Here is a 21,167-nt window from a genome sequence, read left to right as displayed (position 1 = left end):
CGGGGTGGCGCTTACTGGGTGCTCATCCAGGCGAGCCAGTCGCCCTTCTCGCGTGCGCTGCACTCGCGGCCGAGCACCTCGTTGCAGTTGCGCTTGAACCATTTTTCGACCTTCGCCGGGTCGCCGTAGCGTGTGGCCGACACCGACACCGCCATCGGCTCGATGGCCTTGCCGGTGCGAGTCTGGCCGGCTGAGCGCGCGTTCTCGCCATGGCAGGAGGTGCAGGCGGGCGTGTCGGGCTTGCCGAGGCCGTGGCGGGTGCGGTGCAGGGCTTCGCCGCGTGCGGCGGAAAAACCGGCGAAGGCGGGGTCGGTGGCGCGCGCCTCGGCGGCGTAGCGCTCCAGGAGGGCGGCGCTCGGGGCGGCGAGCGCCCCGGCACTGGCGGCGAGGCCGCACAGCAGCGCAAACGCGCGGAATTGGCTGTTCATGGTTCGTTCCTTGATCCGGGCTGAGGACTCGACCGGACGGGCATCGCGGATGCCAGTCGTCCGGAATCGCGAGCCCAGTGTGCAAGCGCGCCACTGAATCGAACCTGAACGGAGAAAGCGCGTGCGCCAAGGAGCGGCGGGGGCGGGCGCCGATGCGCCCGCGCGCTGCCCGCGCTCAGCGCATGTCGAAGAGTTCCTGGTGGAAGTCGGCCGCCGGCAGGCCCCGGGCGACGAAGCCCTCGCGCAGGGACTGGCCGAAGCCGCCCGGTCCGCAGAACCAGACGTCGGCTTCGGCCCATCCCGGCACGGTGTCGCAGATGCGCGCCACGTCGAGGCGGCCGTCGCGCGCGCTCACCAGCACGTGCAGCCTCACCCCCGCCGCCTGCGCATCGCGCTGCAGGCGGGCGATGAAGCCCTGGTCCGGTTCGGCCGTGCTGTAGAACAGATCGACCTCGCGCCCGTCGGGCTCCACCGCGAGCGCCTTCATGCGGGCGATGAAGGGGGTGATGCCGATGCCGCCGCCGACCCAGATCTGGCGGCGCTTGCCGCTGGCGCTGCCGCTGGCGAAATCGAAGCGGCCATAGGGGCCTTCGACGGTCACGAGGTCGCCGACGCGGAGCAGTTCGGGCAGGCGCGCGGTGTAGTCGCCGATGCCCTTGATCAGGAAGAACAGGCGGCCGTCCTCCTTCCAGCCCGAGGAGATGGTGAAGGGATGCGCGCCTTCGTCCCTGGAGAAGGTCACGAAGGCGAACTGGCCAGCCTCGTGCCCCGGCCAGCGGTCCTTGAAGCGGATCGCCACCTTGAGCACGCGGTTGTCGGGGAAGGGCACCAGCTCCTCGATCTCGCCGACCGCCTTGCGCCGGTGGCCGACACGGCCGGACAGGGACACCACGGCGGCGACGCTGCCGCCGGCCATCAGCACGGCGAGCACGATGCCCATCGGCTGCGTCCAGTAGGCGAACGGCGTCAGCAGCACCGAGTGGAAGACCAGCGCCAGGTAGGCGAGGGCCAGCAGGCGGTGGGTCTTGAAGAACAGCCGGTACGGAAAGCGCTTGGCGAGCGCGATCACGATCAGCACCACCGCCGCGTAGAAGGCCCACTCGCCGACCGATTCCGCCAGGCCGCGCTGTGCGCGGAAGAAGCTCTCGACCGGGTCGGTGAGCGGCGGCTTCGGCCCCCGCTCGGGCTTGACCAGCCAGCCCCAGCCCACCGCCCACTTGGTGCCCTGCGCCCACAGCCAGTGGATGACCGAGAACACCAGGCCGGTGATGCCCAGCCACTTGTGCAGGCGATAGGTCTTGTCCAGCCCGTCGAGCAGCGGCTCGACCCGCACCGGGCGCAGCGCCAGGATCATCCCCACGCTCATGACGCCGATGCCGATCACGCCGGTGTAGTTGATCGCCACCGTGCGCAGGGCGAAGTACTCGTAGCCGGCGGGCAGCAGCGGATCGGCCATCCACCACAGCAGGCTGAGCAGCAGCAGGAGTCCCGCGTACGCAAATCGGATGTTCTTCATCGTGCTCTCCCTCGGATCGCATTTCGGCGCCTGCGGCAAGACGCGGCCCGCATGCCGCGTCGAGCGCCACCTGCGCCGAGTATCCGCGAAAAGCCCGCGGCCAGCCTTGTCGCCGCGCAAGGCCGCCGCGCACCGAATGGCGACGCCGTTCTGGGGCTGGCCGTTCAGGTCCGGTTAAGGATCGCGGCCCCATGCTGCGGGTTGTCCCGACCACGGAGCCTTTCCAATGATGACCAAGAGCTTGATTTCGACGCTGCTGCTGGCGCTTGCCGCCGGGATCGCCACCCACGCCCGCGCCGCCGGGGACGAACCGACGGCGCTGTCGCCGCAGGCCTGCCAGGCGCTGCACCAGGAGCTCGACGCAGTCGCGGCCCATGTGCGCGAGGCGCGCGCGAGTGGCGCCGCACACGCGGACGCGCCCGATCCCTACCCGGCGCTGGCGCAGGCACTGGAGGCCCACCTCGATGCCTTGAAGGCCGGCCTGCCGACGCCGGCGACACCGCGCGCGCAGGCTGGCGAGTTGTTGAGCGACATGGGTGACGCCCTGGTCCTGGTGCGCGGCGCCACCCACCTCGAAGCCCGCCTGCTCGCGGTGCAGCGCCTCGAGGACGATCGACGGCTCTACAATCGCGTCCTGGAGACCCTGGGGTGCTCCGCCACTCGACCCACCGCACTTTGAACCGATGACCTCGATCACGCCGCGCCAGGCCCTGCTGCTCTCGCTCGCCGCAGCGCTGAGCACCATCGCAATGAAGACCGGCGCCTGGTGGCTGACCGGCTCGATCGGCTATCTGTCGGATGCGCTCGAATCGGTGGTCAACCTGGCGGGCGCGGGTTTTGCGCTGTGGATGGTGTCCTACGCGCAGCGCCCGGCGGACGAGGATCACCAGTACGGTCATGGCAAGGCCGAATACTTCTCGGCCGCGTTCGAGGGCGGGCTGATCTTCATCGCCGCGCTGATCATCCTGATCACCGCCGGGGAACGCCTGCTCCATCCGCAGGCGATCGGCGACCTCGGGCTCGGCACCTTGCTGTCCGTCGGCGCGAGTCTGATCAACTTTCTCGTTGCGCGCGTGCTGCTGCAGGTCGGTCGCGCGCACCGCTCGCTCGCGCTCGAGGCCGACGCGCGCCACCTGATGGCCGACGTATGGACCACCGCGGGCGTGGTCTGCGGTGTCGGCCTCGCGGGCGCCACCGGCTGGAGCTGGCTCGACCCGGTGGTCGCCGGTGCGGTCGCGCTCAACATCCTGCGCGAGGGCTGGGAGCTGATGCGGCGCTCGATCGACGGCCTCATGGACCGCGCGCTGTCCGAGACCGAGGTGGCCGCGATCGAACGTACCCTGGCCGAGGCCTCGCCGCCGGGCTGCTTCCACGGCAGGCTCGCCACGCGGGCCGCGGGTGCGCTGCACTTCGCCCACGTCGAGCTGTGCGTTCCCGGGGAGTGGACCGTCGCCGAGGCCCACGCGGTGGCCGATGCACTCGAGGGCATCGTGCTCGAGCGCACCGGCACCCGCCTCTCGACCCACCTCGAGCCCCTCCCGCCGAACCTCCCGCAGGGCGCGGGCGTGGACTTGGGCCGCGTGCCCGACGAAGGGCCATAGACGAACGAGACCCCATCCCGCCGATGCACCTGCTCATCATCGAAGACGACCGCACGATCGCCGAGAACCTCTACGAGTACCTCGAGGCGCGCGGCCACCAGTGCGACTATGCCGGCTCGATCGCGGCGGCTGCGGCCTTGCTCGCGTGCACCGCGTTCGACGCCCTGGTGCTCGACCGCAACCTGCCCGACGGCGACGGGCTCGCGCTCGCACGCCGGCTGCGTGCCGAGGGACGTGCGATGCCGATCCTGGTGCTGACTGCGCGCGACGCGCTCGAAGACAAGCTGCTCGGCTTCGAGGCGGGCGGCGACGACTACCTGGTCAAGCCGTTCGCGCTGCAGGAGCTCGAGGTCCGCCTGCTGGCACTGGCGCGGCGCAGTGCCGTGCGGCCGGCCGACCCGGTGTTGCGCCACGGCGCGCTGGAGTTCAGGGCCGCGACCCAGGAGCTGCGCCTGCAGGGCCGTCTTCTCGCCCTGCCGCCGAAGCCCTTGCGCCTGGTCGCCGAACTGCTCGCCCAGCCCGAGCGCGTGTTCTCGCGCCGCGAGCTCGAGATCGCGGTATGGGGGCACGAGCAGGACAGCAGCGACAACCTGCGCAGTGTGCTGCACACCCTGCGGCGCACCCTCGGCGACGACGCATCCACCCAGGTGGTGAATGTCCATGGCCTCGGCTACAAGCTCGTCAGCCGCTGACTGCGGCGCGCGCCGCGGCGGCCGGCGTTGGCTGCCGGACGGCATGCGCATCCGCATCGCGGTGTCGGTCACGGCCGTGCTGGTCGTGCTCATCGTGGCGCAGTCGCTCGCCCTGGTGCGGCTCAACGAGGAGATGGAGGAGGAGTTCATCGACGGCACACTCGAGGAGCAGCTGCACTACAGCATCGAGCATAGCCGCCGCCTCGGTACCCTGATCGGGCCGCAGACTCCGAACATGACGCTCTACCGCTTCGCGCCGGGTGCGCTGCCACCGCAAGGGCTGAGCCCCGCGCTGGCCGGACTCGCGGTGGGCAATCACGAGGAATGGTCCGCCGGGCGCGAGCTGCACGTCGCAGTGCGAGAGGCCGATGGCCAGCGCTACGTGCTCGTGTACGACGAATCCGAGCATCGCAAGCGCGAGTCGGCCGTGGTCGCCACGGTCGTGATCGGCGGCCTGGTGCTGAGCGCCTTGTCCTTTCTCCTCGTCTACGCCATCGCCGCACGGCTCACGCGCGGGCTGGAGACGCTGGCCGAGCGCGTCGAGGAGGGGGGCGACGGCACGCCCTTCGCCGAGGACGGACTCGAGGCCGAGCTCCGCGTGATGGCGCGTGCGCTGGACAGGGCCGAGGCGCGCCAGGCCGCCGTGCTGGCGCGCGAGCGCGATTTCAACGCCAATCTGTCGCACGAGCTGCGCACCCCGCTCGCCGGTATCCGCAGCGATGCCGAGATGCTGCTGAACGATCCGGTCCTGTCCGACAAGGCCCGCCGCCGTGCCGAGCGCATCATCGCCACCACCGACCGCACCACCACGCTCGCCCAAAGCCTGCTGCTGCTCGCCCGCGAGGCGCGGCCGCAGGCGCTCGAACCGATCGACCTGAGCGCGGCGGTGCGCGACGCCTGGACGCGCTTGCACCCGGCCGGCGCTGCGGCCGCAGCGCCCAGCATCCGTATCGACCCCCAGGCCGAGGTCGTCGCCGACCCCGGCCTGCTGGCGCTCGTGCTGCGCAACCTGCTGGAGAACGCCCTGCGTCATGGCGAGGGGCGCGCGATCGAGGTGGTGCTGGAAGGGCGTCGCCTCGAGGTGTGCGATCGTGGCCCCGGCTTCGGCGACGAGGACCCGGCGCGCTGCTTCGAGCGCTTCCGGCGCGGCGGGGCCAAGCCGGGACACGGCCTCGGCCTGGCGCTGGTGCGGCACATCTGCACCGCCTGCGGCTGGGAGGCCCGCGCCGCCAACCGGCCCGACGGCGGCGCCTGCCTGACGATCGACTTCGGGCCCGCGTCGAGATAGCGCGGCTGGCGTGGTTCCGGCTGCCCGCGCTCACACTTTCCTCACACCCGCATCACGCTTTCCTCACGCCCGCCTGGGTAGATTGCGCCGATCCTTTCCGGCTCCGCGCGATCATGTTCAAGTTACGTCTTTCCCACGTCCCGCCCTTCGCTCCCTCGGCCGGCGCATCGACGCCCGTCGGGCGTCGCGCGCGGGGCGCTTCGGCGTTCGCCGCCGCCTGGTCCGGCGCGCGCAGCTGGCGCCCCGAGGTGTCGGGCGAGGGCTTGCTGGTCGGGCTCGGCCTCTATTTCGCGCTCGCCTGCAATACGCCCTTCTGGCGTGCGCTGCTCGCGAGCCGTGGCGGCGAGGGCGGCGGCCTCTTCTATGTGCTCGCGCTCGGCGTGGCGCTCGCCGCGCTCAACGTCGCGCTGCTCGCGCCGCTGCTCAACCGCTGGACGACCAAGCCGCTGCTGGGCGGCCTGATCCTCGTGGCCGCGGTGTCGAGCTACTACGCCGGCCACTTCGGCGTGTACTTCGACCCGAGCATGCTGCGCAACGTGCTGCGCACCGACCTCGCCGAGGCGCGCGAGCTCCTCACGCCCGGCTTCTTCCTGCAGGTCTCCGCGCTGGCCCTGCCGCCCCTCGTCTTTCTTGCGCGAGCGCGCGTGCGCCGGCGTCCGCTGCGGCGCGCGCTGGCGATCCGGGCCGCCGCCGCCGTGCTCGCGCTGCTCGTGGCCATCGCGGCGCTCGGTAGCGTGTTCAAGGACTTCTCCGGGCAGATGCGCAACCACAAGGAGCTGCGCTACCTGATCACCCCCGCCGCGCCGCTGTGGTCGTTCGCGCGCGTGCTGAGCCGCGACGCGCAGGCGGCCAATCAGCCGCGCCGGCCGGTCGGCGCCGATGCCCGCCTGGGAGCGAGCTGGGCGGCGGCGAAGAAGCCGACCCTGTTCGTGATCGTGGTCGGCGAGACCGCGCGCGCCGCCAACTGGGGCCTGGACCGTGGGGCGGGGCAGTCGCCCGCCCACGACACCACGCCCGAGCTCGCCCGCCGCGCGGTCATCAACTTCCCGGACGTGACGAGCTGCGGCACCAACACCGAGGTGTCGGTGCCCTGCATGTTCTCGCTGCAGGGGCGGCGCAACTACGACGAGGATGCCATCCGCGGCAGCGAGTCCTTGCTCGATGTGCTGCGTCACGCCGGCCTGCGGGTGGTGTGGAACGACAACCAGTCCGGCTGCAAGGGCGTGTGCGCCGGGGTCGAGAGCCTGCGCCCCGACCCCGCCGCCTTGCCCGCGCTGTGCGACGGCGAGCGCTGCCTCGACGAGGCCTTGCTGGAGAGCAGTCGGGCGCTGCTGCGTGATCCGCAAGGCAACCTCGTGCTGGTCCTGCATCAGCTCGGCAACCACGGTCCGGCCTACTTCCGCCGCTATCCGGAAGCCTTCCGCCGCTTCACGCCGACCTGCGACGACGAGGACCTGTCGAAGTGCACCCGCGAGCAGGTGGCCAACAGCTATGACAACGCGTTGAGCTACACCGACCACGTGCTCGCCCGCGGCATCGACCTGCTGAAGGAGCTGGAGCCGCGCTACGACGCCGCGCTGCTGTATGTCTCGGACCATGGCGAGTCGCTCGGCGAGAACGGCCTCTACCTGCACGGGCTGCCGTACTCGATCGCGCCCGCGGAGCAGACCCGCGTGCCGATGCTGATGTGGCTGTCGTCCGGCTTCGCCGCGCGCAACCGGGTCGATGCGGCGTGCCTGCGCGGGCAGGCCGCCCGGCCCGCCAGCCATGACAACCTCTTCCATACCGTCCTGGGCCTGCTCGACGTGCGCACCGCGGTCCGCGACGACGCACTCGACCTGACCGCCCCCTGCCGGAGCTGAGCACATGCACGCCAGCGAACTCTTCACCCCGCTGCCGGTGCCCGCGCTCGATGCGTCGCGGCGCTGGCTGCTCGCGCAGTCCGCACTGCTCGTCCTCGGTGCACTGCTGCTCTACGGGACATTCGAGCGAACCGATCTGGATCGCCGCCTGGCGCACGCGCTGTTCGATGCGGAGCTCGGCCTCTTTCCCCTGCGGCACAGCTGGTTCCTCGAGGCGGTGATGCACAAGGCGGCCAAGCAGGCCACCTACGTGCTGGTGGCGGCCAGCCTGTACCTGTGCTGGCAGGGCTGGCGCGGCCGGCTGGCGTGGCTGCCCGCGCGCAATGCACTGCTCGCGGCGATCGGCATGCTCGCGATTCCGCTCGCGACCTCGACCGCCAAGCTGCTGACGGCGCGCTACTGCCCCTGGGACCTCATCGACTTCGGCGGCTACGCACCCTATCTGGGCCTGTTCGAGGCTGCGCCGCCGGGGCTCAAGGCGGGGCAGTGCTTCCCGGCCGGGCACGCGTCGACCGGCTTCCTGTGGATCGTCTGGGCGGTGGCGCTGAAACCGGCCGGGCCGCGTGCGGCGCGCGCCGCGCTCGTGGCGGGCCTTCTCGCCGGCGGCGTCCTCGGTACGGCGCGCATGCTGCAAGGTGCGCACTTCCTGTCGCACACGCTGTGGACTCTGTGGTTGGCGTGGGCCGTGAGCGTGAGCCTGGCGGTGCTCGTGCGCGCCGACCTCGGTCTTGCGGGGCGGCGCGGCGCATGACGCGTCCGCGCTGCGGCGGACCGCAGCGCTGCTCCGTCAGCGCAGGTCGACGCGGCCGCCCCGCGTGCGCTTGATCCCGGTGATCATCGCGCCGACCAGGTTCACCCGCTCCAGCCGGCCCATCACGATGGCCGCCGCGGCATGGATCCCGGCGAGTGCGATCAGGGTGGCGGCGAGCGCCTCGTGGATCTCCTCCAGCCATTCCTCGCCCCAGAACGCGTCCGTGGTCTGCAGGAAGCCGGTGAGGCCGAGTGCGAGGACCAGCGCCATCAGCGCGAGCATCATCAGCGCGCCCAGGGGATTGTGGCCGGGCTGGAAGTCGCGCCTGCCGGTGCGCATCGCCGCGAGGTGGGCGCGCAGCCGCACGGGGGTCGGGAAGAAGTTGGCGAAGCGCGCGTATTCGCTGCCGACGAAGCCCCAGACCAGGCGGGCGACGACGAGACCCGAGGCGGTGTAGCCGACGAACTGGTGCAGCGTCTCGCCGTCATCGACGACGAAGAAGTTCAGGATGACGCAGCTCACCAGGCTCCAGTGGAAGACGCGCACGAACGGGTCCCAGACCCGCAGGGCAAGTTCGGAATCGGGCGGGCGCATGGCAGAGGCTCCTTGTCGGGTGGAGGAGGGCGGCGCGCGGCCGCGCGCCGCCCCGATGGCAGGTCACTTGCGTTCGAGTTCGGCGCCGGTCTCGGGATTGAAGTAGATCTCCACCTTCTTTCCGTCCTTGTCGAAGCCGTAGATCTCGTAGCAGTCGTTCTTGGTCACCTTGAAGTTCTTGATCTTGTAGCCCTGGGCTTCAACCTTGGCCTTGAAGTCGGCCTCCTTCATCCACTTCTCCTTGGGGGCGGTGCAGGTCGGGCCGGCGAAGGCCGAGGTGGAAACGAGCGCAGCGGCGGCGAGGGCGAGAATGCGGTTCATGTGGGTTCTCCTGTTTGTCGATCGAGCGCGCCCCGATCCGGAACGCGACCGCAATTTAAGCTTCCGTACATGAAGGGAAGCTGAACAGGCAGGGGCGGTGATCCGGTGCGCGACGCCCGCGGTTGGTTCCTCCTTAAGCTGCACTTAAGCCAGCATGGTCAGGATCCGGTGCAGTTCTCATCAACGGACCCCGACACACATGGACCTCCCATGGCTCGACCACCCAGCCCGCCCAGCGCCGGGCGCACAGCCCGCGGCGCGCAGTCTTCGCCTGCTCGAGGTCGATGACGCCCGCCGCCCCGCCGTGGAGCACTTCGTGCGCGAACGCTTCGCGGCGCATTACCAGGCGCGTGTACGCCACTTCATGCCGCGGCTGTTCGCACTCGAAGCCGCCGACGGCAGCCTGCACGGGGCGGTCGGCTGCCGTGGCGCGGCAGACCAGGGGCTCTTCCTCGAACGCTATCTCGACGAGCCGGTCGAGCGCGTCATCACGCGGCGGGCGGGAGAGCGGGTGGCACGCGACGGGATCGTAGAGGTCGGCAACCTCGCCGCCCACGGGGCCGGCACCGCACGCCTGCTGATCATCGCGCTCACCCGCATCCTGGCCGCCGAAGGCCTGCGCTGGGTGTGCTTCACCGGAACGCCGGCGCTGATCAACAGCTTCCGCCGCCTCGGCCTCGATCCGCTCACGCTCGGCCCTGCCGATCCGCGCCGCATGGGTGCCGAGCTGCCGGAGTGGGGCAGCTACTACGACGCCGGCCCGCTGGTGATGGCGGGCGAGATCCGGGGCGGGGATCGCACCCTCGCGGGCGCGGGCCGCGAGCTCCAATCCGGGCGTGGAGGGCAGCTCCGTGCCGGATGCGTCTGAGTCCTTCCTGGCCGGCCTCGCCCGCCATGGCGGCCGGCCCGCGCTGCGTGGCGAGAGCGGGGAGATTGCCTTCGACCGCCTGCCCGAGGCCGTCGCCGCGTGCAGGGGTGTGCTCGAGTCGGTGGCTGCGCGCCGTGTCGCGCTCGCGCTCGACAACGGCCTACAGTGGGCGCTCTGGGATCTCGCGCTGCTTGCCGACGGGCGGGTGTGCGTGCCGCTGCCGGGCTTCTTCTCGCCGGCGCAGCAGGCTCACGTGCTCGACAGTGCCGGCGTCGATACGCTGATCGTCGACCCAGTGGCCGCCAGCGCGAGCGCGGCGGTGTTCCCGGGCTTCGTGCCGGTCGCACCCGGGATCCTCCGGCGCGTGCCGGCGCAGGTTCCGGCGCTGCCCACGGGCACGGTGAAGATCACCTACACCTCCGGCACCACCGGCCAGCCCAAGGGGGTTTGCCTGAGCGCGGCGGCGCAGCTCGCGGTGGCGCGCAGCGTGGCGCAGATCGGCGAGGGCTGCGCGGTCGAGCGCCACCTGGGCGTGCTGCCGCTGGCGACGCTGCTCGAGAACATCGCTGGACTGTACGCCGGCCTGATGGCCGGTGCCTGTGTGGAGCTGCTGCCGATGCGCACGATCGGCTTCAGCGGGGGCGGGGGCTTCGATCCGGCGCGCTTCCTGCAGACCCTGCATGCCCGTCGACCGCACAGTCTGATCCTGTTGCCGCAGATGCTGCTCGCCTTGGTCGGGGCCACCGAGCAGGGCCATGCGCCGCCCGCCGGGCTGCGCTTCGTCGCGGTCGGTGGCGGTCAGGTGTCGGCGCGGCTGCTGCAGCGCGCCGAAGCGCTCGGTCTGCCCGTTTACGAGGGCTACGGCCTGTCCGAGTGCGCCTCGGTGGTGTGCCTCAACACCCCGGCGGCGCGGCGCGTCGGCACGGTGGGGCGGCCCTTGCCCCATGCCGCGCTGCGCATCGCCGACGATGGCGAGGTGCAGGTGCGCGGCGCGCACATGCTGGGCTACCTGGGCGAGGCGCCGCTGGCAGACCAGCTGGTGGCAGGCGAGTGGCTGGGCACCGGCGACCTCGGCCATTTCGACGATGGTTTCCTCGTTCTGCACGGGCGCAGGAAGCACCAGTTCATCACCGCCTACGGGCGCAATGTGAATCCCGAGTGGGTCGAGGCCGAACTCGTCCAGCAGGGTCCGATCGCCCAGGCCTGGGTGCATGGCGAGGCGCTCGCCGAGAACCTCGCCGTGCTCGTGCCGCGCCGCGCCGACTGCAGCGACGCCGAGCTCGACGCGGCGGTGGCCGCCGCCAACGCGGGTTTGCCCGACTACGCGCGCGTCGGGCGCTGGCTGCGCGCCGAGGCGCCCTTCACCCCGGCAAACGGCTTTCTCACCGCCAACGGCCGCCTGCGCCGCGCCGCGCTCGCGGCGCACTACCTGCCACGCAGCGGCGCCGACAGCGCCGCCTCCTGCGCGACCTTCACCTCCTTCAGCGACGAAATCGACACATGAGCTTCTTCAAGCAACTCCAGGATCAGACCGCGGCCGAGCGCGAGACGCTGTTCGCCGCACCGATCATCCAGCAGGCGCTCGCCGGCAAGGTCGCGCTGCCGAGCTACGTCGCCTTCCTCACCGAGGCGTATCACCACGTCAGCCACACCGTGCCGCTGCTGATGGCCTGCGGTGCACGCCTGCCGGCGCGGCTCGAATGGCTGCGCGGCGCGATCGCCGAATACATCGACGAGGAGTACGGCCACCAGGAGTGGATCCTCAACGACCTCGCCGCCTGCGGTGCCGACCCCGAGGCGGTGCGGCGCAGCCAGCCAGCGCTGCCCACCGAGCTGATGCTGGCCTACGTCTACGACCGCATCGCACGCCACAATCCGGTGAGCTTCTTCGGCATGGTCAATGTGCTCGAAGGCACCAGCATCGCGCTCGCCACCCGCGCGGCGGGCACGATCCGCAGCAGCCTGGGCTTGCCCCCCGAGGCCTTCAGCTACCTGAACTCGCACGGCAGCCTCGACCTCGAGCACATGGATTTCTTCGCGACCCTGATGAACCGGCTCGACGAGGACGACGACCGCGCCGCGGTGGTGCATACCGCGCGCGTCGTCTATCGCCTGTACGGCGACATTTTCCGCAGCCTGCCGCTGGCGGCCTGAGGAGCGGCGCGATGGAGCTGAACGGAACCCGCGTGCTGGTCACGGGCGCGAGCGGGGGCATTGGCCAGGCGCTGGTCGAGCAGTTGTGCGCAGCGGGAGCGCGGGTGCTGGCGGTCGGTCGCGACGCGGATCGGCTCGCGGACGCACAGGAGCGTTTTCCGCAGGCGTTGCGCCGGGTCGTCGCCGATCTCGCCACGATCGCCGGCGTCGACGCGGTGGCCGCCGCGGCGCGGGAACTCGGGGGCGTCGACTGCGTGGTCCAGGCCGCCGGCCTCAACCGCTTCGGCCTCGTCGAGCAGCAGGACGACGACGCCATCGCGACCCAGGTCGCGCTCAACCTGGTGGCGCCGATGCTGCTCACGCGGCGCCTCCTGCCCCTGCTGCGCGAACGTCCGCGCGCGCTGCTGCTGTTCGTGGGCTCGACCTTCGGCGCGATCGGCTATCCCGGCTTCGCACCCTACAGCGCGACCAAGTTCGGCCTGCGCGGCTTCGCCGAGGCGCTGCGCCGCGAGCTCGCCGACGGCCCGGTGCGCGTGCTCTACCTGGCGCCGCGCGCCACGCGCACCGCGATGAACGCGAGCGCGGTGGTCGCGATGAACCGCGCGCTCGGCGTGGCGATGGACCCGCCGCAGCAGGTCGCGGCCGCGATCGTGCAGGCGCTGCGCGACGAGTCGCCCGAGCGCCATCTCGGCTGGCCGGAGAAGTTCTTCGCCCGCCTCAACCGGCTGCTGCCGCGCGTGGTCGATCGCGCCCTGCGCGGGCAGCTGGCCACCATCCGGCGTTTCGCCCATTCCGAATCGGAGGAAATCCGCTCATGAAGATGCCCGCCCAAGAAACGTTCGCCAGCGGGACGCTCCGGCTCGCCCGCCGCGTGGCGCTCCCGCTCGCCTTCCCGCTCCTCTCCCTGGTGGCCGCGCCGGCCGCCTTCGCGCTCGCCGACGCCGGCAAGCTCGAACTGCAGGCAGTGCAGGGGCGCTGGGCCGAAATCCACTACGGGCTGCCCGAGAAGCAGCGCGAGGCGGCCTTCGCCGAACTCGCCGAGCGCGCCGCCCGGGCGGTTGCCGCGGAGCCGGAGGCGGCCGAGCTGCGCATCTGGCACGGCATCGTCCTGAGCACCTTGGCGGGGGCGAAGGGCGGCCTCGGTGCGCTCGGGCTCGTCAAGGAGGCCAAGGCCGAGCTCGAGACCGCCCTGCGGCTCGACCCTCAGGCGCTCGACGGCTCGGCCTACACCAGCCTCGGCAGCCTGTACTACCAGGTGCCGGGGTGGCCGGTGGGCTTCGGCGACGACGCGCAGGCCGAGAAGCTGCTGAAGCAGGCCTTGGCGATCAACCCCGGCGGGATCGATCCCAATTACTTTTACGGCGACTTCCTGGCGCGGCAGAAGCGCTACGCCGAGGCGCGCACGGCGCTGGAGAGGGCGCTCGCCGCCCCCGATCGCCCCGGACGTGCGAGCGCCGACGCCGGTCGGCGCGCGGAAGCGCGGCGCCTGCTCGAGCAGGTGGCCGCGAAGCTGGCGCAAGGCGCGCAGTAGGCGTTCAATATGCGGATGAATGCAGTGCCCATGATTGCCGGGATCACAGGGGAGGAAGGGGATGCGCATCCTGCTCGTCGAGGATGATGCCGCGCTCGGCGAGGGCATCCGCGTCGCGCTCAAGCCCGAGGCCTATACGGTCGACTGGGTGCAGGACGGCGCGAGCGCGCTGCATGCGCTCACCCACGAGGACTTCGCGCTCGCCGTGCTCGACCTCGGCCTGCCGCGCATGGATGGCCTGCAGGTGCTGCAGCGCCTGCGCGCCGCCGCCAACCCGGTGCCGGTGCTGGTGCTCACCGCGCGCGACGCCACCAGCGACCGCATCGCGGGACTGGACGCGGGGGCGGACGACTACCTCGTCAAGCCCTTCGACGTCGACGAGCTCAAGGCCCGCATCCGCGCGCTGCTGCGACGCAGCGCCAATCGTGCGCAGCCGGTGCTGCACCACGGCGAGGTCGTCCTCGATCCGGTGAACCAGCAGGTCAGCTACCGCGGCCAGCCGGTGGTCCTGCAGCGCAAGGAGTTCCTGCTGCTGCACGAGCTGCTCACCCAGCCCGGCCGCGTGCTGACCCGCGATCGGCTGCAGCAGGCCTTGTACGGCTGGGGCGAGGAGGCCGAGAGCAATACGCTCGAGGTGCATATCCACCATCTGCGGCGCAAGCTGTTTCCCGAGCTGATCCGCACCGTGCGCGGCGTGGGCTATCTGGCGGACAAGGCCTGATGGGCTCGATCCGCCGTCGCACCTTGCTGCTCGTGCTCGGCCTGCTCGGCGTGGCGCTGGGTGCGATCTCCTACCTCGGTTATCGCGATGCCCGCCACGAGGTGCGCGAACTCTTCGATGCCCGTCTCGCCCAGCAGGCGCGCCTGCTCGCGGGCATGATCCCGGGCGGGATGGCACCGGATGCACGTGCGGCGCTGCAGGACGCGCTCGATGCGGGGGGGCTCGGTGCGGCCGTGGGGGAGGGGACGGACGCGGAACGCGAGGACGGTGACGAGGCGCTGCCGCTGGGCCACGAGTACGAGGGCAAGCTCGGCTTCGTGGTGGTCGACGACCAGGGGCTGGCCTTGCTGCAGTCCGCCGCGGCGCCGATGGGCGCGCTCGACCTGCTGCTCGGCGCACGCACCAGGGGCGCCGAGCAACAGGGGCTCGGCGAGGTGGGAGAGGATCTTGCGGGCTATCACACGGTGAGTCTGCACGATGGCGCCTGGCGGCTCTTCCTGCTCCGGGACGCGCGCGACCGCCAGTGGATCCTGGTCGGCGAGCGCGAGGACGTGCGGGGAGAACTCCTGGGCAGGATCACCTTGCGCAGCGTGCTGCCTGATCTCGTCGGGTTGCCGTTGGTCGCGGTGCTGGTGTGGCTGGCGATCGGCTGGGGCCTGCGCCCGCTCGCGCGCATCGTCGAATCGTTGCAGGCGCGCGGGCCGGACGACCTCTCCGCCCTCGCGCTGCAGGACGTGCCGCAGGAGCTCGAGCCGATGGTGGCCGCGCTCGACCGCCTGCTGCATCAGGTCAACGAGCTGCTCGAACGCGAGCGCCGCTTCCTCGCCTATGCCGCGCACGAGCTGCGCACGCCGCTGGCCGTGCTGCGCATCCATGCCCAGAATGCGCTGCAGGCGCCTGATCCGGCGGATCGCGAGGAGGCGCTCCGGCTGCTGGGCTCGGGCATCGAGCGTGCCACCCGGGTGGTGGCGCAGTTGCTGACGCTGGCCCGCCTCGAACCCGACGCGAGCCGGCCCAAGAGGCTGCCGATCGAGCTGCTCGCGCTTGTCCGCGAGCAGCTCGCCGAGCTGACCCCGCTCGCCGACGAACATGGTCAGGACCTCGCCCTCGAGGCGGACGAGGGGGCCGACTTCCACCTGCTCGGCGATGCCGGCAGCCTGGGCATCCTGATGCAGAATCTGGTGGGCAACGCGGTGCGGCACACGCCGCCCGACGGCTGCATCCGCGTGCTGCTCGAGGCCACGCCCGCAGCCATCGTGCTGCGGGTGCAGGACAGCGGCCATGGCGTGCCGCCGGAGCTGCGCGAGAAGGTGTTCGAGCGCTTCTTCCGCGCCGGTGGCGGGCAGGGGGCGGGTCTCGGGCTGGCGATCGTCGCGCGCATCGTCGAACTGCATGGCGGCACGATCGCGCTCGACGGCTGTGCGCTCGGCGGGCTGGAGGTGCGGGTGGTGCTGCCGCGGGATGCCGCCGCGCCGCGCCGGGTGCAGGGCGATGAGGGGAAGGTGCCGCCGTGCTCCGCGACCGGCGGAGCGGCCCGCCCTTAAGCGTCGCTTAAGACGGCGTCCTTACCGTGAACCTGCGCTCCGCGTGGGAGCGCTCGTCGGGTGCAAGTCGGCCCTCCGGCCGTTGCCGAGCGCCCGGCGTGAACCTGCGAGCGGGGACGGGAAGATGCCATCGAATGAAGATTTCCATGCCGGCGAGCGCGCCCTGCAGCAGCGCTGGGGCACCGCATCGCTGTGGGATGCGGCGCGCCGGGAGCGGCTGCTGTGGGATCACCTCCCGGACTGGGTGCAGCCACGGCTCGCGGCGGCCCCGTTCTTCTTCCTCGCCACCAGCGACGCCACGGGGCGTTGCGACTGTTCCTTCAAGGGGGGCGGCCCCGGCCTGGTGCGCATCCTCGATGCGCGCCGCTTGGCGTTCCCGGATTTCGACGGCAACGGCGCGTTCATGAGCCTGGGCAACCTGCGGCAGAATCCGCAGGTCGGCTGCCTGTTCATCGACTTCGGCGACGGCGCCCGCCTGCGCGTCAATGGCCGGGCGACGCTGCTCGAGGGCGAGGCGGCGGCCAGGCTCTTCCCCGGGCAGGACCGCGCCGTGGTGGTGGACGTGGAGCAGGTCGTGCCCAACTGCGCCCGCCTCGTCCCCACACTGCACCCCCCTACTGCCGACGCGCGGGGCGCTGCATGAAGATTCCCTACCGCATCGCCGCCAACGTCGAGTGGACCAGCAAGTGCAACGCCACGTGCGCGATGTGTCCGCGCGAGGCCATCGACCGCCCGCAGTCGATGAGCATGGCGACCTGGCGGCAGGTGCTCGATCGCCTGGCGCCGGACGAGATCTTCCGGGTCGTGCTGGCCGGTTACGGTGAGCCGACCACGCATCCCCGTTTCTTCGAGTTCATCGACGAGCTGCGCCCGCACCCGGTGCGCTTCGACATGGTCAGCAATGGTCACCTGCTCGACGTCGAGCGCCTGCGCCACCTCGACGGTGCGATCGACCTGCTGATGGTGTCGTTCTCCAGCATCGACCCGGACGTCTATGCCCGCGTTCACGTCAATCTCGACCAGCGCCGCGTGATGGACAACCTGCAGGCGGCGAGCCGCGTCCTGCGCCGCACCCGGCTTGCGATCAGCCTCACCCCGATGCCCGACTGCCTGCCCGCGCTGGGCGACACCATCGCGTGGTTGCGCGCGCATGGGATCGAGCGGCTGACCATGTCGCCCACGCTCTACAACCGCGGCGGCAAGCTCGAGGCCCATCGCCTGGCGAGCGCGGAGCTGCGGCGGATGATCCGCCAGCACGGGCTGCGCTCGCAGGAACTCGACTTCGTGCCGAGCGCGGCCGAGATCTTCCGCCAGTGGCGGCGCAACCGCTTCGGCTGCATTCCGCGCAATGTCGACCTGTTCGTCGCCGCGAGCGGTGACTATCTCTACTGCTACAACGATGTCGCGCACCGCCACCCGATCGGCCATGTCGCCGCCGATCCGGTGGCTGCGGTGTTGCGGCGCCGCGAGGGCATGGCGGCGCTCCCGGCCTTGTGCGAGGGCTGCAACATGCGCCATCGCTATGGTCCCCGCGAGCTGCTGCGGGCAGGGGTCGGGTTTGCCCGGGCGCGCCTGCGGGAGGGATGAAGGTCTGGCGGGCGGGCGTCGTGGCAGTGGTGTGGCGGCTGCCGGGACGGCGATACACTGCGGTACACACGCCCCCCGCGGGAAGACTACATTTGACGCGGACGAGCCTGAGAGCTGCCATGCCCTCCGGGAGGGCCGGCGAGCAATGTCCAACGTCGTAAAGGAGATGACCATGAAGACGCGTACGCTGATCGCAACGGCAATGGGTGTCCTGTGCGCAGGGCTGACCTTCGCCCAGCAACCCGTCGCGGCGCCGGGGGAGGAGGCGCCCGTATTCGGCGCCCAGATCATGACCGAGCAGGAGCGCGTGGAACACCGCGAGCGCATGCGTGCTGCGGGTACGCCCGAGGAGCGCGAGCAGCTGCGACTCGAGCATCACAAGCAAATGGTCGAGCGTGCACGCGAGCGCGGCGTCACCCTCCCCGACGAGCCGCCGATGCGCGGCGGCATGGGGGCGGGCGGTGGCATGGGGGCGGGAGCCGGGATGGGGGCGGGCGGTGGCATGGGGCCGGGCGGTGGCATGGGGCCGGGCGGAGGACGGGGACCCGGAGCGGGTATGGGGCTCGGAGGGGGGATGGGACCTGGCGGCGGCGCCGCGCCCGGAGGAGACGTTCCCGCGCGTTGAGGCGCGGTCTGCGCCCAAGTCCTCGAGCTGTCGCCCTGCAGGCCGGGGCACGCCAGGCTTGCCTCCGAGGACGCGATCGTGCGTGATCTTGTCGAAACCGCCCTGGCCGTCGGCTTCGAGCCGGGAGCGGGGGGCGGCCGATCGCGACTTGCGTCGCTCCCACGAAAATCGCAGCCGCCGCATGCGCGAGATGCGCGAGGGCTCCCGTGTAGGCGCGATGCAAGTCGCGATCATCGCGGACGGATCTGCATGGCGCCGACTGGCAACGCCACGGCCGCCTCCGCGCCGAGCCACCGCTTGGCTTGCGCGCTTGCGGAGGCGTGGCTCGGACAGAACGAGTAGAGTTCAGCCTCTCGTGTACATAAGCATTCAACGATGAAGAAGAATCTCTGGCTGCTCGCGATCGCGCAGGGCCTGTTCCTGACCAACAACGTGGTGTTCATCGCCATCAACGGCCTGGTGGGCTTCAGCCTGGCGCCGGTGGGCTGGATGGCGACGCTGCCGGTGATGGGCTACGTGGTGGGCGGGGCGTTGTCGACCGGGCTGGTGGCGCGCAGCCAGCGGCGCTGGGGGCGGCAGGTCTCCTTTCAGCTCGGCCTGCTGGTGGCCTTCCTGACCGCGCTGCTGTGCGCCTTCGCGCTGTCGCTCGGCAGCTTCTGGCTGCTCGTGGCGGGCACGGTGGTCGCCGGCTACTACAGCGCCAACGGCCAGCTCTACCGTTTCGCCGCCGGCGAGCTGGCGCCGTCGTCCTTCCGCGAGAAGGCGGTGTCGCTGGTGCTGGCAGGCGGCCTCATCGGTGCGGTGATCGGTCCCAACCTCGCCAACCACACGCGCGAGGCGATGGCCGTGCCCTTCCTCGGCTCCTATCTCGCGCTCGCGGTGGTGGCGCTGGTGTCGATGGCGGTGATGGCCGGAATCCGGTTTCCGCCGCAGCCGGTGAAGAAGGCGGGTGCCGACGGCGGACGGCCGCTGGGCGAGATCCTGCGCCAGCCGGTGTTCATCGTGTCCGTGCTGGCCGCGGCGATGAGCTACGGCGTGATGAACCTGCTGATGGCGGCCACGCCGCTGGCGATGGACGTGTGCGGCATGCCCTTCTCGGACGCGGCGCTGGTGCTGGAGTGGCACGTGATCGGCATGTTCGCGCCCGGCTTCTTCACCGGCCACCTGATCAAGCGCTTCGGCGTGCTGCGCATCATGGGCGTGGGCGTGGTGCTGAACTTCGCCTGCGTGGCGGTGGCGCTCTCGGGCCAGGACCTGCACCAGTTCCTGCTCGCGCTCTTCCTGCTCGGCGTGGGCTGGAACTTCCTGTTCACCGGCGCGACCACGCTGTCGATGGAAGCCTACCGGCCGGAGGAGAAGGACAAGGCGCAGGCGGCGATCAATTTCGTGGTGTTCGCGGTGATGGCGTTTACTTCTTTCGCCTCGGGCGCGCTGGTGACGACGCAGGGCTGGAATCTGCTCAACGTGGGCTCGATCGCGCCGCTCGCGCTCACCGCCGCGGCGCTGGGGTGGCTTGCGCTGCTGCGGCGGCGTGCGGCGGACGGGCAGGGCGCATGAACTTCCTCGCCCACGCCTGGCTCGCCGGAGAGTCGCCCGCGCTGGTGGTGGGCGGGGTCTTCGGGGACTGGATCAAGGGGACACTCCCGGGCGCGCTGCCCGCCGACCTCGCACGCGGGGTGGCGCTGCACCGCGCGATCGACGCCTTCGCCGAGACCCACCCGGCCTTCCGCGCCAGCCGCGCCCGCGTGTCGGCGGCGCGGCGGCGCTACGCCGGGGTGCTGGTCGACATCTTCTGGGACCATCTGCTGGCGCGCGACTGGGCGGAGCATGGGGAAGGGGCGCTGGCGTCCTATTGCGCCGGGGTGTACCGGCAGCTCGCGGCGCGCCGGGCGGACCTGCCCGCGTCGGCCCACCTTGCGCTGGAGCGGATGGCGCGCGAGGACTGGCTGGGCAGCTACGCCGGGCTGGAGGGCATCGCCGACGTGCTCGCGCGCATGGGCCGGCGGGCGCGCCAGCCCAACCCGCTCGCGGGCGCGGAGGTGGAGTTCGTGGCCGACCCGGCGGGCTTCGCGCAGGATTTCGCCGACTGGGTGCCGGATGCCCGGCGCTTCGTGGCGGAGTGGCGGGACGGGCGCGAGCGCGCGGAGGGCGCCGGGCCGGCTTGAACGACGCGGCGTGAGCGAAGTGCTGCGAGCGAGGTGGGGCGAAGCCACGTCACCACGCGAACTGGGCCGGGTGGTGTCGCGCCGCCTCAGGTCAGGTGCACCGGGCGCGCGGCGAAGGCCTCTGCCAGGGTGGCGAACTCGCGGCTGCGGTCGGTGCTGAGGCGATAGAAAACCCGGTTGTCCTGCGTGCGCCCGCAATAGCTGCGGATGACGACGCGCTCGATGCCGGGGATGCCGCGGTTGGCTTCGACGGTCTTGATCGCTCCCGTGCCGGTGTCGTACACGCCCGGGTGTTCGCGGAATCCGAAGGGGTCGTCGATCTTGTGCGCGTTCATGGAAGAGGCTCCTCGAACCGGAATCGCAACGGGGGAAAGGATAGCACCGGCGGGTAGGAGGCGCGTACGGGCCGTCAGTGAAAATCCCGGCTGCGCGCGGCGAGGCTGCCGAGCAGGGGCGAGTGGTCGACCACCCGGCTCGCCACCAAATGCACGACCCGGCCCTGGCGGCGGATCTGGCCGAACACGCCCATCAGGCGCGCCCCGAGCAGGATGCGGCGCTGCTGTTCGAAGAGCTCGGGGCGGACGATCACGTTGGTGAGTCCGGTCTCGTCTTCCAGGGTGAGGAAGAGCGTGCCCTTCGCGGTGCCGGGGCGCTGGCGGCAGGTGACCAGGCCGGCGCCGCGGGCGAGCATGCGGTCGGGCGCGGCGGTGATGTCGGCGGCGGTGAGAAAGCGCAGGCGGGCGAGCTGCTCGCGCACGAAGGCGAGCGGGTGGCGACCGAGGGTGAAGCCGAGGCGGGCGTAGTCGGCGAGCAGGTCTTCGGCCTCGGCGGGGGCGTCCAGCGTGGCGGCGACGTCGCCGCCAGGGGCTTCGGCGAGCAGGCCGGGCAGGGGCGCGGCGCCGCTCGCCTGCCACAGGGC

The 21,167-nt window shown here is 71.4% G+C and carries 24 protein-coding genes and 1 pseudogene; 19 read left to right on the top strand and 6 right to left on the bottom strand.

Annotation, left to right across the window (positions count from 1 at the left end):
* Positions 1 to 11 precede the first annotated feature (11 nt).
* The gene (locus C665_RS08495) at positions 12 to 428 is read right to left on the bottom strand and encodes a DUF1924 domain-containing protein (RefSeq protein WP_004305373.1); all 417 of its coding nucleotides are present in this window, start codon (positions 426 to 428) and stop codon (positions 12 to 14) included.
* A gap of 175 nt (positions 429 to 603) precedes the next feature.
* On the bottom strand, positions 604 to 1,944 hold the full coding sequence (locus C665_RS08490; RefSeq protein WP_004305371.1) for a ferredoxin reductase family protein: 1,341 nt from the start codon (positions 1,942 to 1,944) through the stop codon (positions 604 to 606).
* Between C665_RS08490 and C665_RS20650 the strand changes: the two genes are divergently transcribed.
* From C665_RS20650 to C665_RS08460, 7 genes are all read left to right on the top strand, one after another.
* Entirely contained in the window at positions 1,934 to 2,122 is a 189-nt protein-coding gene (locus C665_RS20650) for a hypothetical protein (protein ID WP_157277029.1), read from the top strand. The two genes, C665_RS08490 and C665_RS20650, sit on opposite strands and share 11 nt — an antisense overlap.
* 48 nt (positions 2,123 to 2,170) lie before the next feature.
* Positions 2,171 to 2,623: a hypothetical protein gene (locus C665_RS08485; protein ID WP_004305369.1), complete on the top strand. Its 453-nt coding sequence runs from the start codon at positions 2,171 to 2,173 to the stop codon at positions 2,621 to 2,623.
* A 4-nt stretch (positions 2,624 to 2,627) separates the two neighbouring features.
* The gene (locus tag C665_RS08480; RefSeq protein WP_004305368.1) at positions 2,628 to 3,545 is read left to right on the top strand and encodes a cation diffusion facilitator family transporter; all 918 of its coding nucleotides are present in this window, start codon (positions 2,628 to 2,630) and stop codon (positions 3,543 to 3,545) included.
* 23 nt (positions 3,546 to 3,568) lie between these two features.
* Positions 3,569 to 4,237 (top strand): response regulator transcription factor, encoded by a 669-nt coding sequence (locus C665_RS08475; protein ID WP_004305366.1) that lies wholly within the window; start codon positions 3,569 to 3,571, stop codon positions 4,235 to 4,237.
* Between the two features lie 43 nt (positions 4,238 to 4,280).
* On the top strand, positions 4,281 to 5,525 hold the full coding sequence (locus tag C665_RS08470) for a sensor histidine kinase (protein WP_004305364.1): 1,245 nt from the start codon (positions 4,281 to 4,283) through the stop codon (positions 5,523 to 5,525).
* A 113-nt stretch (positions 5,526 to 5,638) separates the two neighbouring features.
* Positions 5,639 to 7,387, top strand: coding sequence for a phosphoethanolamine transferase (locus tag C665_RS08465; protein WP_004305361.1), 1,749 nt, complete (start codon positions 5,639 to 5,641; stop codon positions 7,385 to 7,387).
* A gap of 4 nt (positions 7,388 to 7,391) precedes the next feature.
* Complete coding sequence (locus C665_RS08460) at positions 7,392 to 8,138, top strand: phosphatase PAP2 family protein (RefSeq protein ID WP_004305359.1); 747 nt, start codon at positions 7,392 to 7,394, stop codon at positions 8,136 to 8,138.
* A 36-nt stretch (positions 8,139 to 8,174) separates the two neighbouring features.
* Here the strand turns inward: C665_RS08460 and C665_RS08455 are convergent, their stop codons facing one another.
* Both C665_RS08455 and C665_RS08450 read right to left on the bottom strand, forming a co-directional pair.
* The gene (locus C665_RS08455; RefSeq protein WP_004305357.1) at positions 8,175 to 8,732 is read right to left on the bottom strand and encodes a cytochrome b/b6 domain-containing protein; all 558 of its coding nucleotides are present in this window, start codon (positions 8,730 to 8,732) and stop codon (positions 8,175 to 8,177) included.
* A 63-nt stretch (positions 8,733 to 8,795) separates the two neighbouring features.
* A complete protein-coding gene (locus tag C665_RS08450; protein WP_004305355.1) occupies positions 8,796 to 9,053 on the bottom strand; it encodes a PepSY domain-containing protein in 258 nt (85 codons plus the stop codon).
* A 199-nt stretch (positions 9,054 to 9,252) separates the two neighbouring features.
* Between C665_RS08450 and C665_RS08445 the strand changes: the two genes are divergently transcribed.
* The 12 genes from C665_RS08445 to C665_RS08390 all read left to right on the top strand — a co-directional run bounded on the left by C665_RS08445 (position 9,253) and on the right by C665_RS08390 (position 20,248).
* On the top strand, positions 9,253 to 9,921 hold the full coding sequence (locus tag C665_RS08445; RefSeq protein WP_004305353.1) for a thermostable hemolysin: 669 nt from the start codon (positions 9,253 to 9,255) through the stop codon (positions 9,919 to 9,921).
* The gene (locus C665_RS08440) at positions 9,905 to 11,425 is read left to right on the top strand and encodes an AMP-binding protein (protein ID WP_004305350.1); all 1,521 of its coding nucleotides are present in this window, start codon (positions 9,905 to 9,907) and stop codon (positions 11,423 to 11,425) included. Before C665_RS08445 ends, C665_RS08440 begins: the two co-directional genes overlap by 17 nt.
* Positions 11,422 to 12,075: an iron-containing redox enzyme family protein gene (locus C665_RS08435; protein ID WP_004305349.1), complete on the top strand. Its 654-nt coding sequence runs from the start codon at positions 11,422 to 11,424 to the stop codon at positions 12,073 to 12,075. Before C665_RS08440 ends, C665_RS08435 begins: the two co-directional genes overlap by 4 nt.
* 11 nt (positions 12,076 to 12,086) lie before the next feature.
* Complete coding sequence (locus tag C665_RS08430; protein ID WP_004305347.1) at positions 12,087 to 12,893, top strand: SDR family oxidoreductase; 807 nt, start codon at positions 12,087 to 12,089, stop codon at positions 12,891 to 12,893.
* Positions 12,890 to 13,606, top strand: a complete 717-nt coding sequence (locus tag C665_RS08425; protein WP_004305345.1) for a tetratricopeptide repeat protein — start codon at positions 12,890 to 12,892, stop codon at positions 13,604 to 13,606. Before C665_RS08430 ends, C665_RS08425 begins: the two co-directional genes overlap by 4 nt.
* Positions 13,607 to 13,667: 61 nt before the next feature.
* Complete coding sequence (locus C665_RS08420) at positions 13,668 to 14,327, top strand: response regulator (protein ID WP_004305343.1); 660 nt, start codon at positions 13,668 to 13,670, stop codon at positions 14,325 to 14,327.
* Positions 14,327 to 15,871, top strand: a complete 1,545-nt coding sequence (locus C665_RS08415; protein WP_004305341.1) for an ATP-binding protein — start codon at positions 14,327 to 14,329, stop codon at positions 15,869 to 15,871. Before C665_RS08420 ends, C665_RS08415 begins: the two co-directional genes overlap by 1 nt.
* Positions 15,872 to 15,995: 124 nt before the next feature.
* Positions 15,996 to 16,514, top strand: coding sequence for a pyridoxamine 5'-phosphate oxidase family protein (locus C665_RS08410; RefSeq protein ID WP_004305339.1), 519 nt, complete (start codon positions 15,996 to 15,998; stop codon positions 16,512 to 16,514).
* Positions 16,511 to 17,458 (top strand): radical SAM protein, encoded by a 948-nt coding sequence (locus C665_RS08405; RefSeq protein WP_004305337.1) that lies wholly within the window; start codon positions 16,511 to 16,513, stop codon positions 17,456 to 17,458. Before C665_RS08410 ends, C665_RS08405 begins: the two co-directional genes overlap by 4 nt.
* 172 nt (positions 17,459 to 17,630) lie before the next feature.
* Positions 17,631 to 18,083, top strand: a complete 453-nt coding sequence (locus tag C665_RS08400; RefSeq protein ID WP_040828839.1) for a hypothetical protein — start codon at positions 17,631 to 17,633, stop codon at positions 18,081 to 18,083.
* 375 nt (positions 18,084 to 18,458) lie between these two features.
* Positions 18,459 to 19,640 (top strand): MFS transporter, encoded by a 1,182-nt coding sequence (locus C665_RS08395; protein WP_004305335.1) that lies wholly within the window; start codon positions 18,459 to 18,461, stop codon positions 19,638 to 19,640.
* Positions 19,637 to 20,248: an acyl carrier protein phosphodiesterase gene (locus tag C665_RS08390; RefSeq protein WP_004305332.1), complete on the top strand. Its 612-nt coding sequence runs from the start codon at positions 19,637 to 19,639 to the stop codon at positions 20,246 to 20,248. Before C665_RS08395 ends, C665_RS08390 begins: the two co-directional genes overlap by 4 nt.
* Positions 20,249 to 20,334: 86 nt before the next feature.
* Here the strand turns inward: C665_RS08390 and C665_RS08385 are convergent, their stop codons facing one another.
* Both C665_RS08385 and C665_RS08380 read right to left on the bottom strand, forming a co-directional pair.
* Positions 20,335 to 20,583: a hypothetical protein gene (locus C665_RS08385; protein ID WP_004305331.1), complete on the bottom strand. Its 249-nt coding sequence runs from the start codon at positions 20,581 to 20,583 to the stop codon at positions 20,335 to 20,337.
* A gap of 74 nt (positions 20,584 to 20,657) precedes the next feature.
* Positions 20,658 to 21,167, bottom strand: a pseudogene (locus tag C665_RS08380) (error-prone DNA polymerase); the annotation flags it as partial.

Source organism: Thauera aminoaromatica S2, assembly GCF_000310185.1.
Lineage (GTDB): Bacteria > Pseudomonadota > Gammaproteobacteria > Burkholderiales > Rhodocyclaceae > Thauera > Thauera aminoaromatica.
This window is presented reverse-complemented; position numbering and strand designations above follow the sequence as displayed.

Bases quoted from the DNA above. Each gene is read 5' to 3' on its own strand.
- C665_RS08495 (WP_004305373.1), bottom strand. From the start codon at position 428: ATGAACAGCCAATTCCGCGCGTTTGCGCTGCTGTGCGGCCTCGCCGCC.
- C665_RS08425 (WP_004305345.1), top strand. From the start codon at position 12,890: ATGAAGATGCCCGCCCAAGAAACGTTCGCCAGCGGGACGCTCCGGCTC.
- C665_RS08470 (WP_004305364.1), top strand. From the start codon at position 4,281: ATGCGCATCCGCATCGCGGTGTCGGTCACGGCCGTGCTGGTCGTGCTC.
- C665_RS08450 (WP_004305355.1), bottom strand. From the start codon at position 9,053: ATGAACCGCATTCTCGCCCTCGCCGCCGCTGCGCTCGTTTCCACCTCG.
- C665_RS08430 (WP_004305347.1), top strand. From the start codon at position 12,087: ATGGAGCTGAACGGAACCCGCGTGCTGGTCACGGGCGCGAGCGGGGGC.
- C665_RS08385 (WP_004305331.1), bottom strand. From the start codon at position 20,583: ATGAACGCGCACAAGATCGACGACCCCTTCGGATTCCGCGAACACCCG.
- C665_RS08395 (WP_004305335.1), top strand. From the start codon at position 18,459: ATGAAGAAGAATCTCTGGCTGCTCGCGATCGCGCAGGGCCTGTTCCTG.
- C665_RS08465 (WP_004305361.1), top strand. From the start codon at position 5,639: ATGTTCAAGTTACGTCTTTCCCACGTCCCGCCCTTCGCTCCCTCGGCC.
- C665_RS20650 (WP_157277029.1), top strand. From the start codon at position 1,934: ATGTTCTTCATCGTGCTCTCCCTCGGATCGCATTTCGGCGCCTGCGGC.
- C665_RS08480 (WP_004305368.1), top strand. From the start codon at position 2,628: ATGACCTCGATCACGCCGCGCCAGGCCCTGCTGCTCTCGCTCGCCGCA.
- C665_RS08405 (WP_004305337.1), top strand. From the start codon at position 16,511: ATGAAGATTCCCTACCGCATCGCCGCCAACGTCGAGTGGACCAGCAAG.
- C665_RS08435 (WP_004305349.1), top strand. From the start codon at position 11,422: ATGAGCTTCTTCAAGCAACTCCAGGATCAGACCGCGGCCGAGCGCGAG.
- C665_RS08490 (WP_004305371.1), bottom strand. From the start codon at position 1,944: ATGAAGAACATCCGATTTGCGTACGCGGGACTCCTGCTGCTGCTCAGC.
- C665_RS08485 (WP_004305369.1), top strand. From the start codon at position 2,171: ATGATGACCAAGAGCTTGATTTCGACGCTGCTGCTGGCGCTTGCCGCC.
- C665_RS08455 (WP_004305357.1), bottom strand. From the start codon at position 8,732: ATGCGCCCGCCCGATTCCGAACTTGCCCTGCGGGTCTGGGACCCGTTC.
- C665_RS08475 (WP_004305366.1), top strand. From the start codon at position 3,569: ATGCACCTGCTCATCATCGAAGACGACCGCACGATCGCCGAGAACCTC.
- C665_RS08445 (WP_004305353.1), top strand. From the start codon at position 9,253: ATGGACCTCCCATGGCTCGACCACCCAGCCCGCCCAGCGCCGGGCGCA.
- C665_RS08390 (WP_004305332.1), top strand. From the start codon at position 19,637: ATGAACTTCCTCGCCCACGCCTGGCTCGCCGGAGAGTCGCCCGCGCTG.
- C665_RS08400 (WP_040828839.1), top strand. From the start codon at position 17,631: ATGAAGACGCGTACGCTGATCGCAACGGCAATGGGTGTCCTGTGCGCA.
- C665_RS08415 (WP_004305341.1), top strand. From the start codon at position 14,327: ATGGGCTCGATCCGCCGTCGCACCTTGCTGCTCGTGCTCGGCCTGCTC.
- C665_RS08410 (WP_004305339.1), top strand. From the start codon at position 15,996: ATGCCATCGAATGAAGATTTCCATGCCGGCGAGCGCGCCCTGCAGCAG.
- C665_RS08420 (WP_004305343.1), top strand. From the start codon at position 13,668: ATGCGCATCCTGCTCGTCGAGGATGATGCCGCGCTCGGCGAGGGCATC.
- C665_RS08460 (WP_004305359.1), top strand. From the start codon at position 7,392: ATGCACGCCAGCGAACTCTTCACCCCGCTGCCGGTGCCCGCGCTCGAT.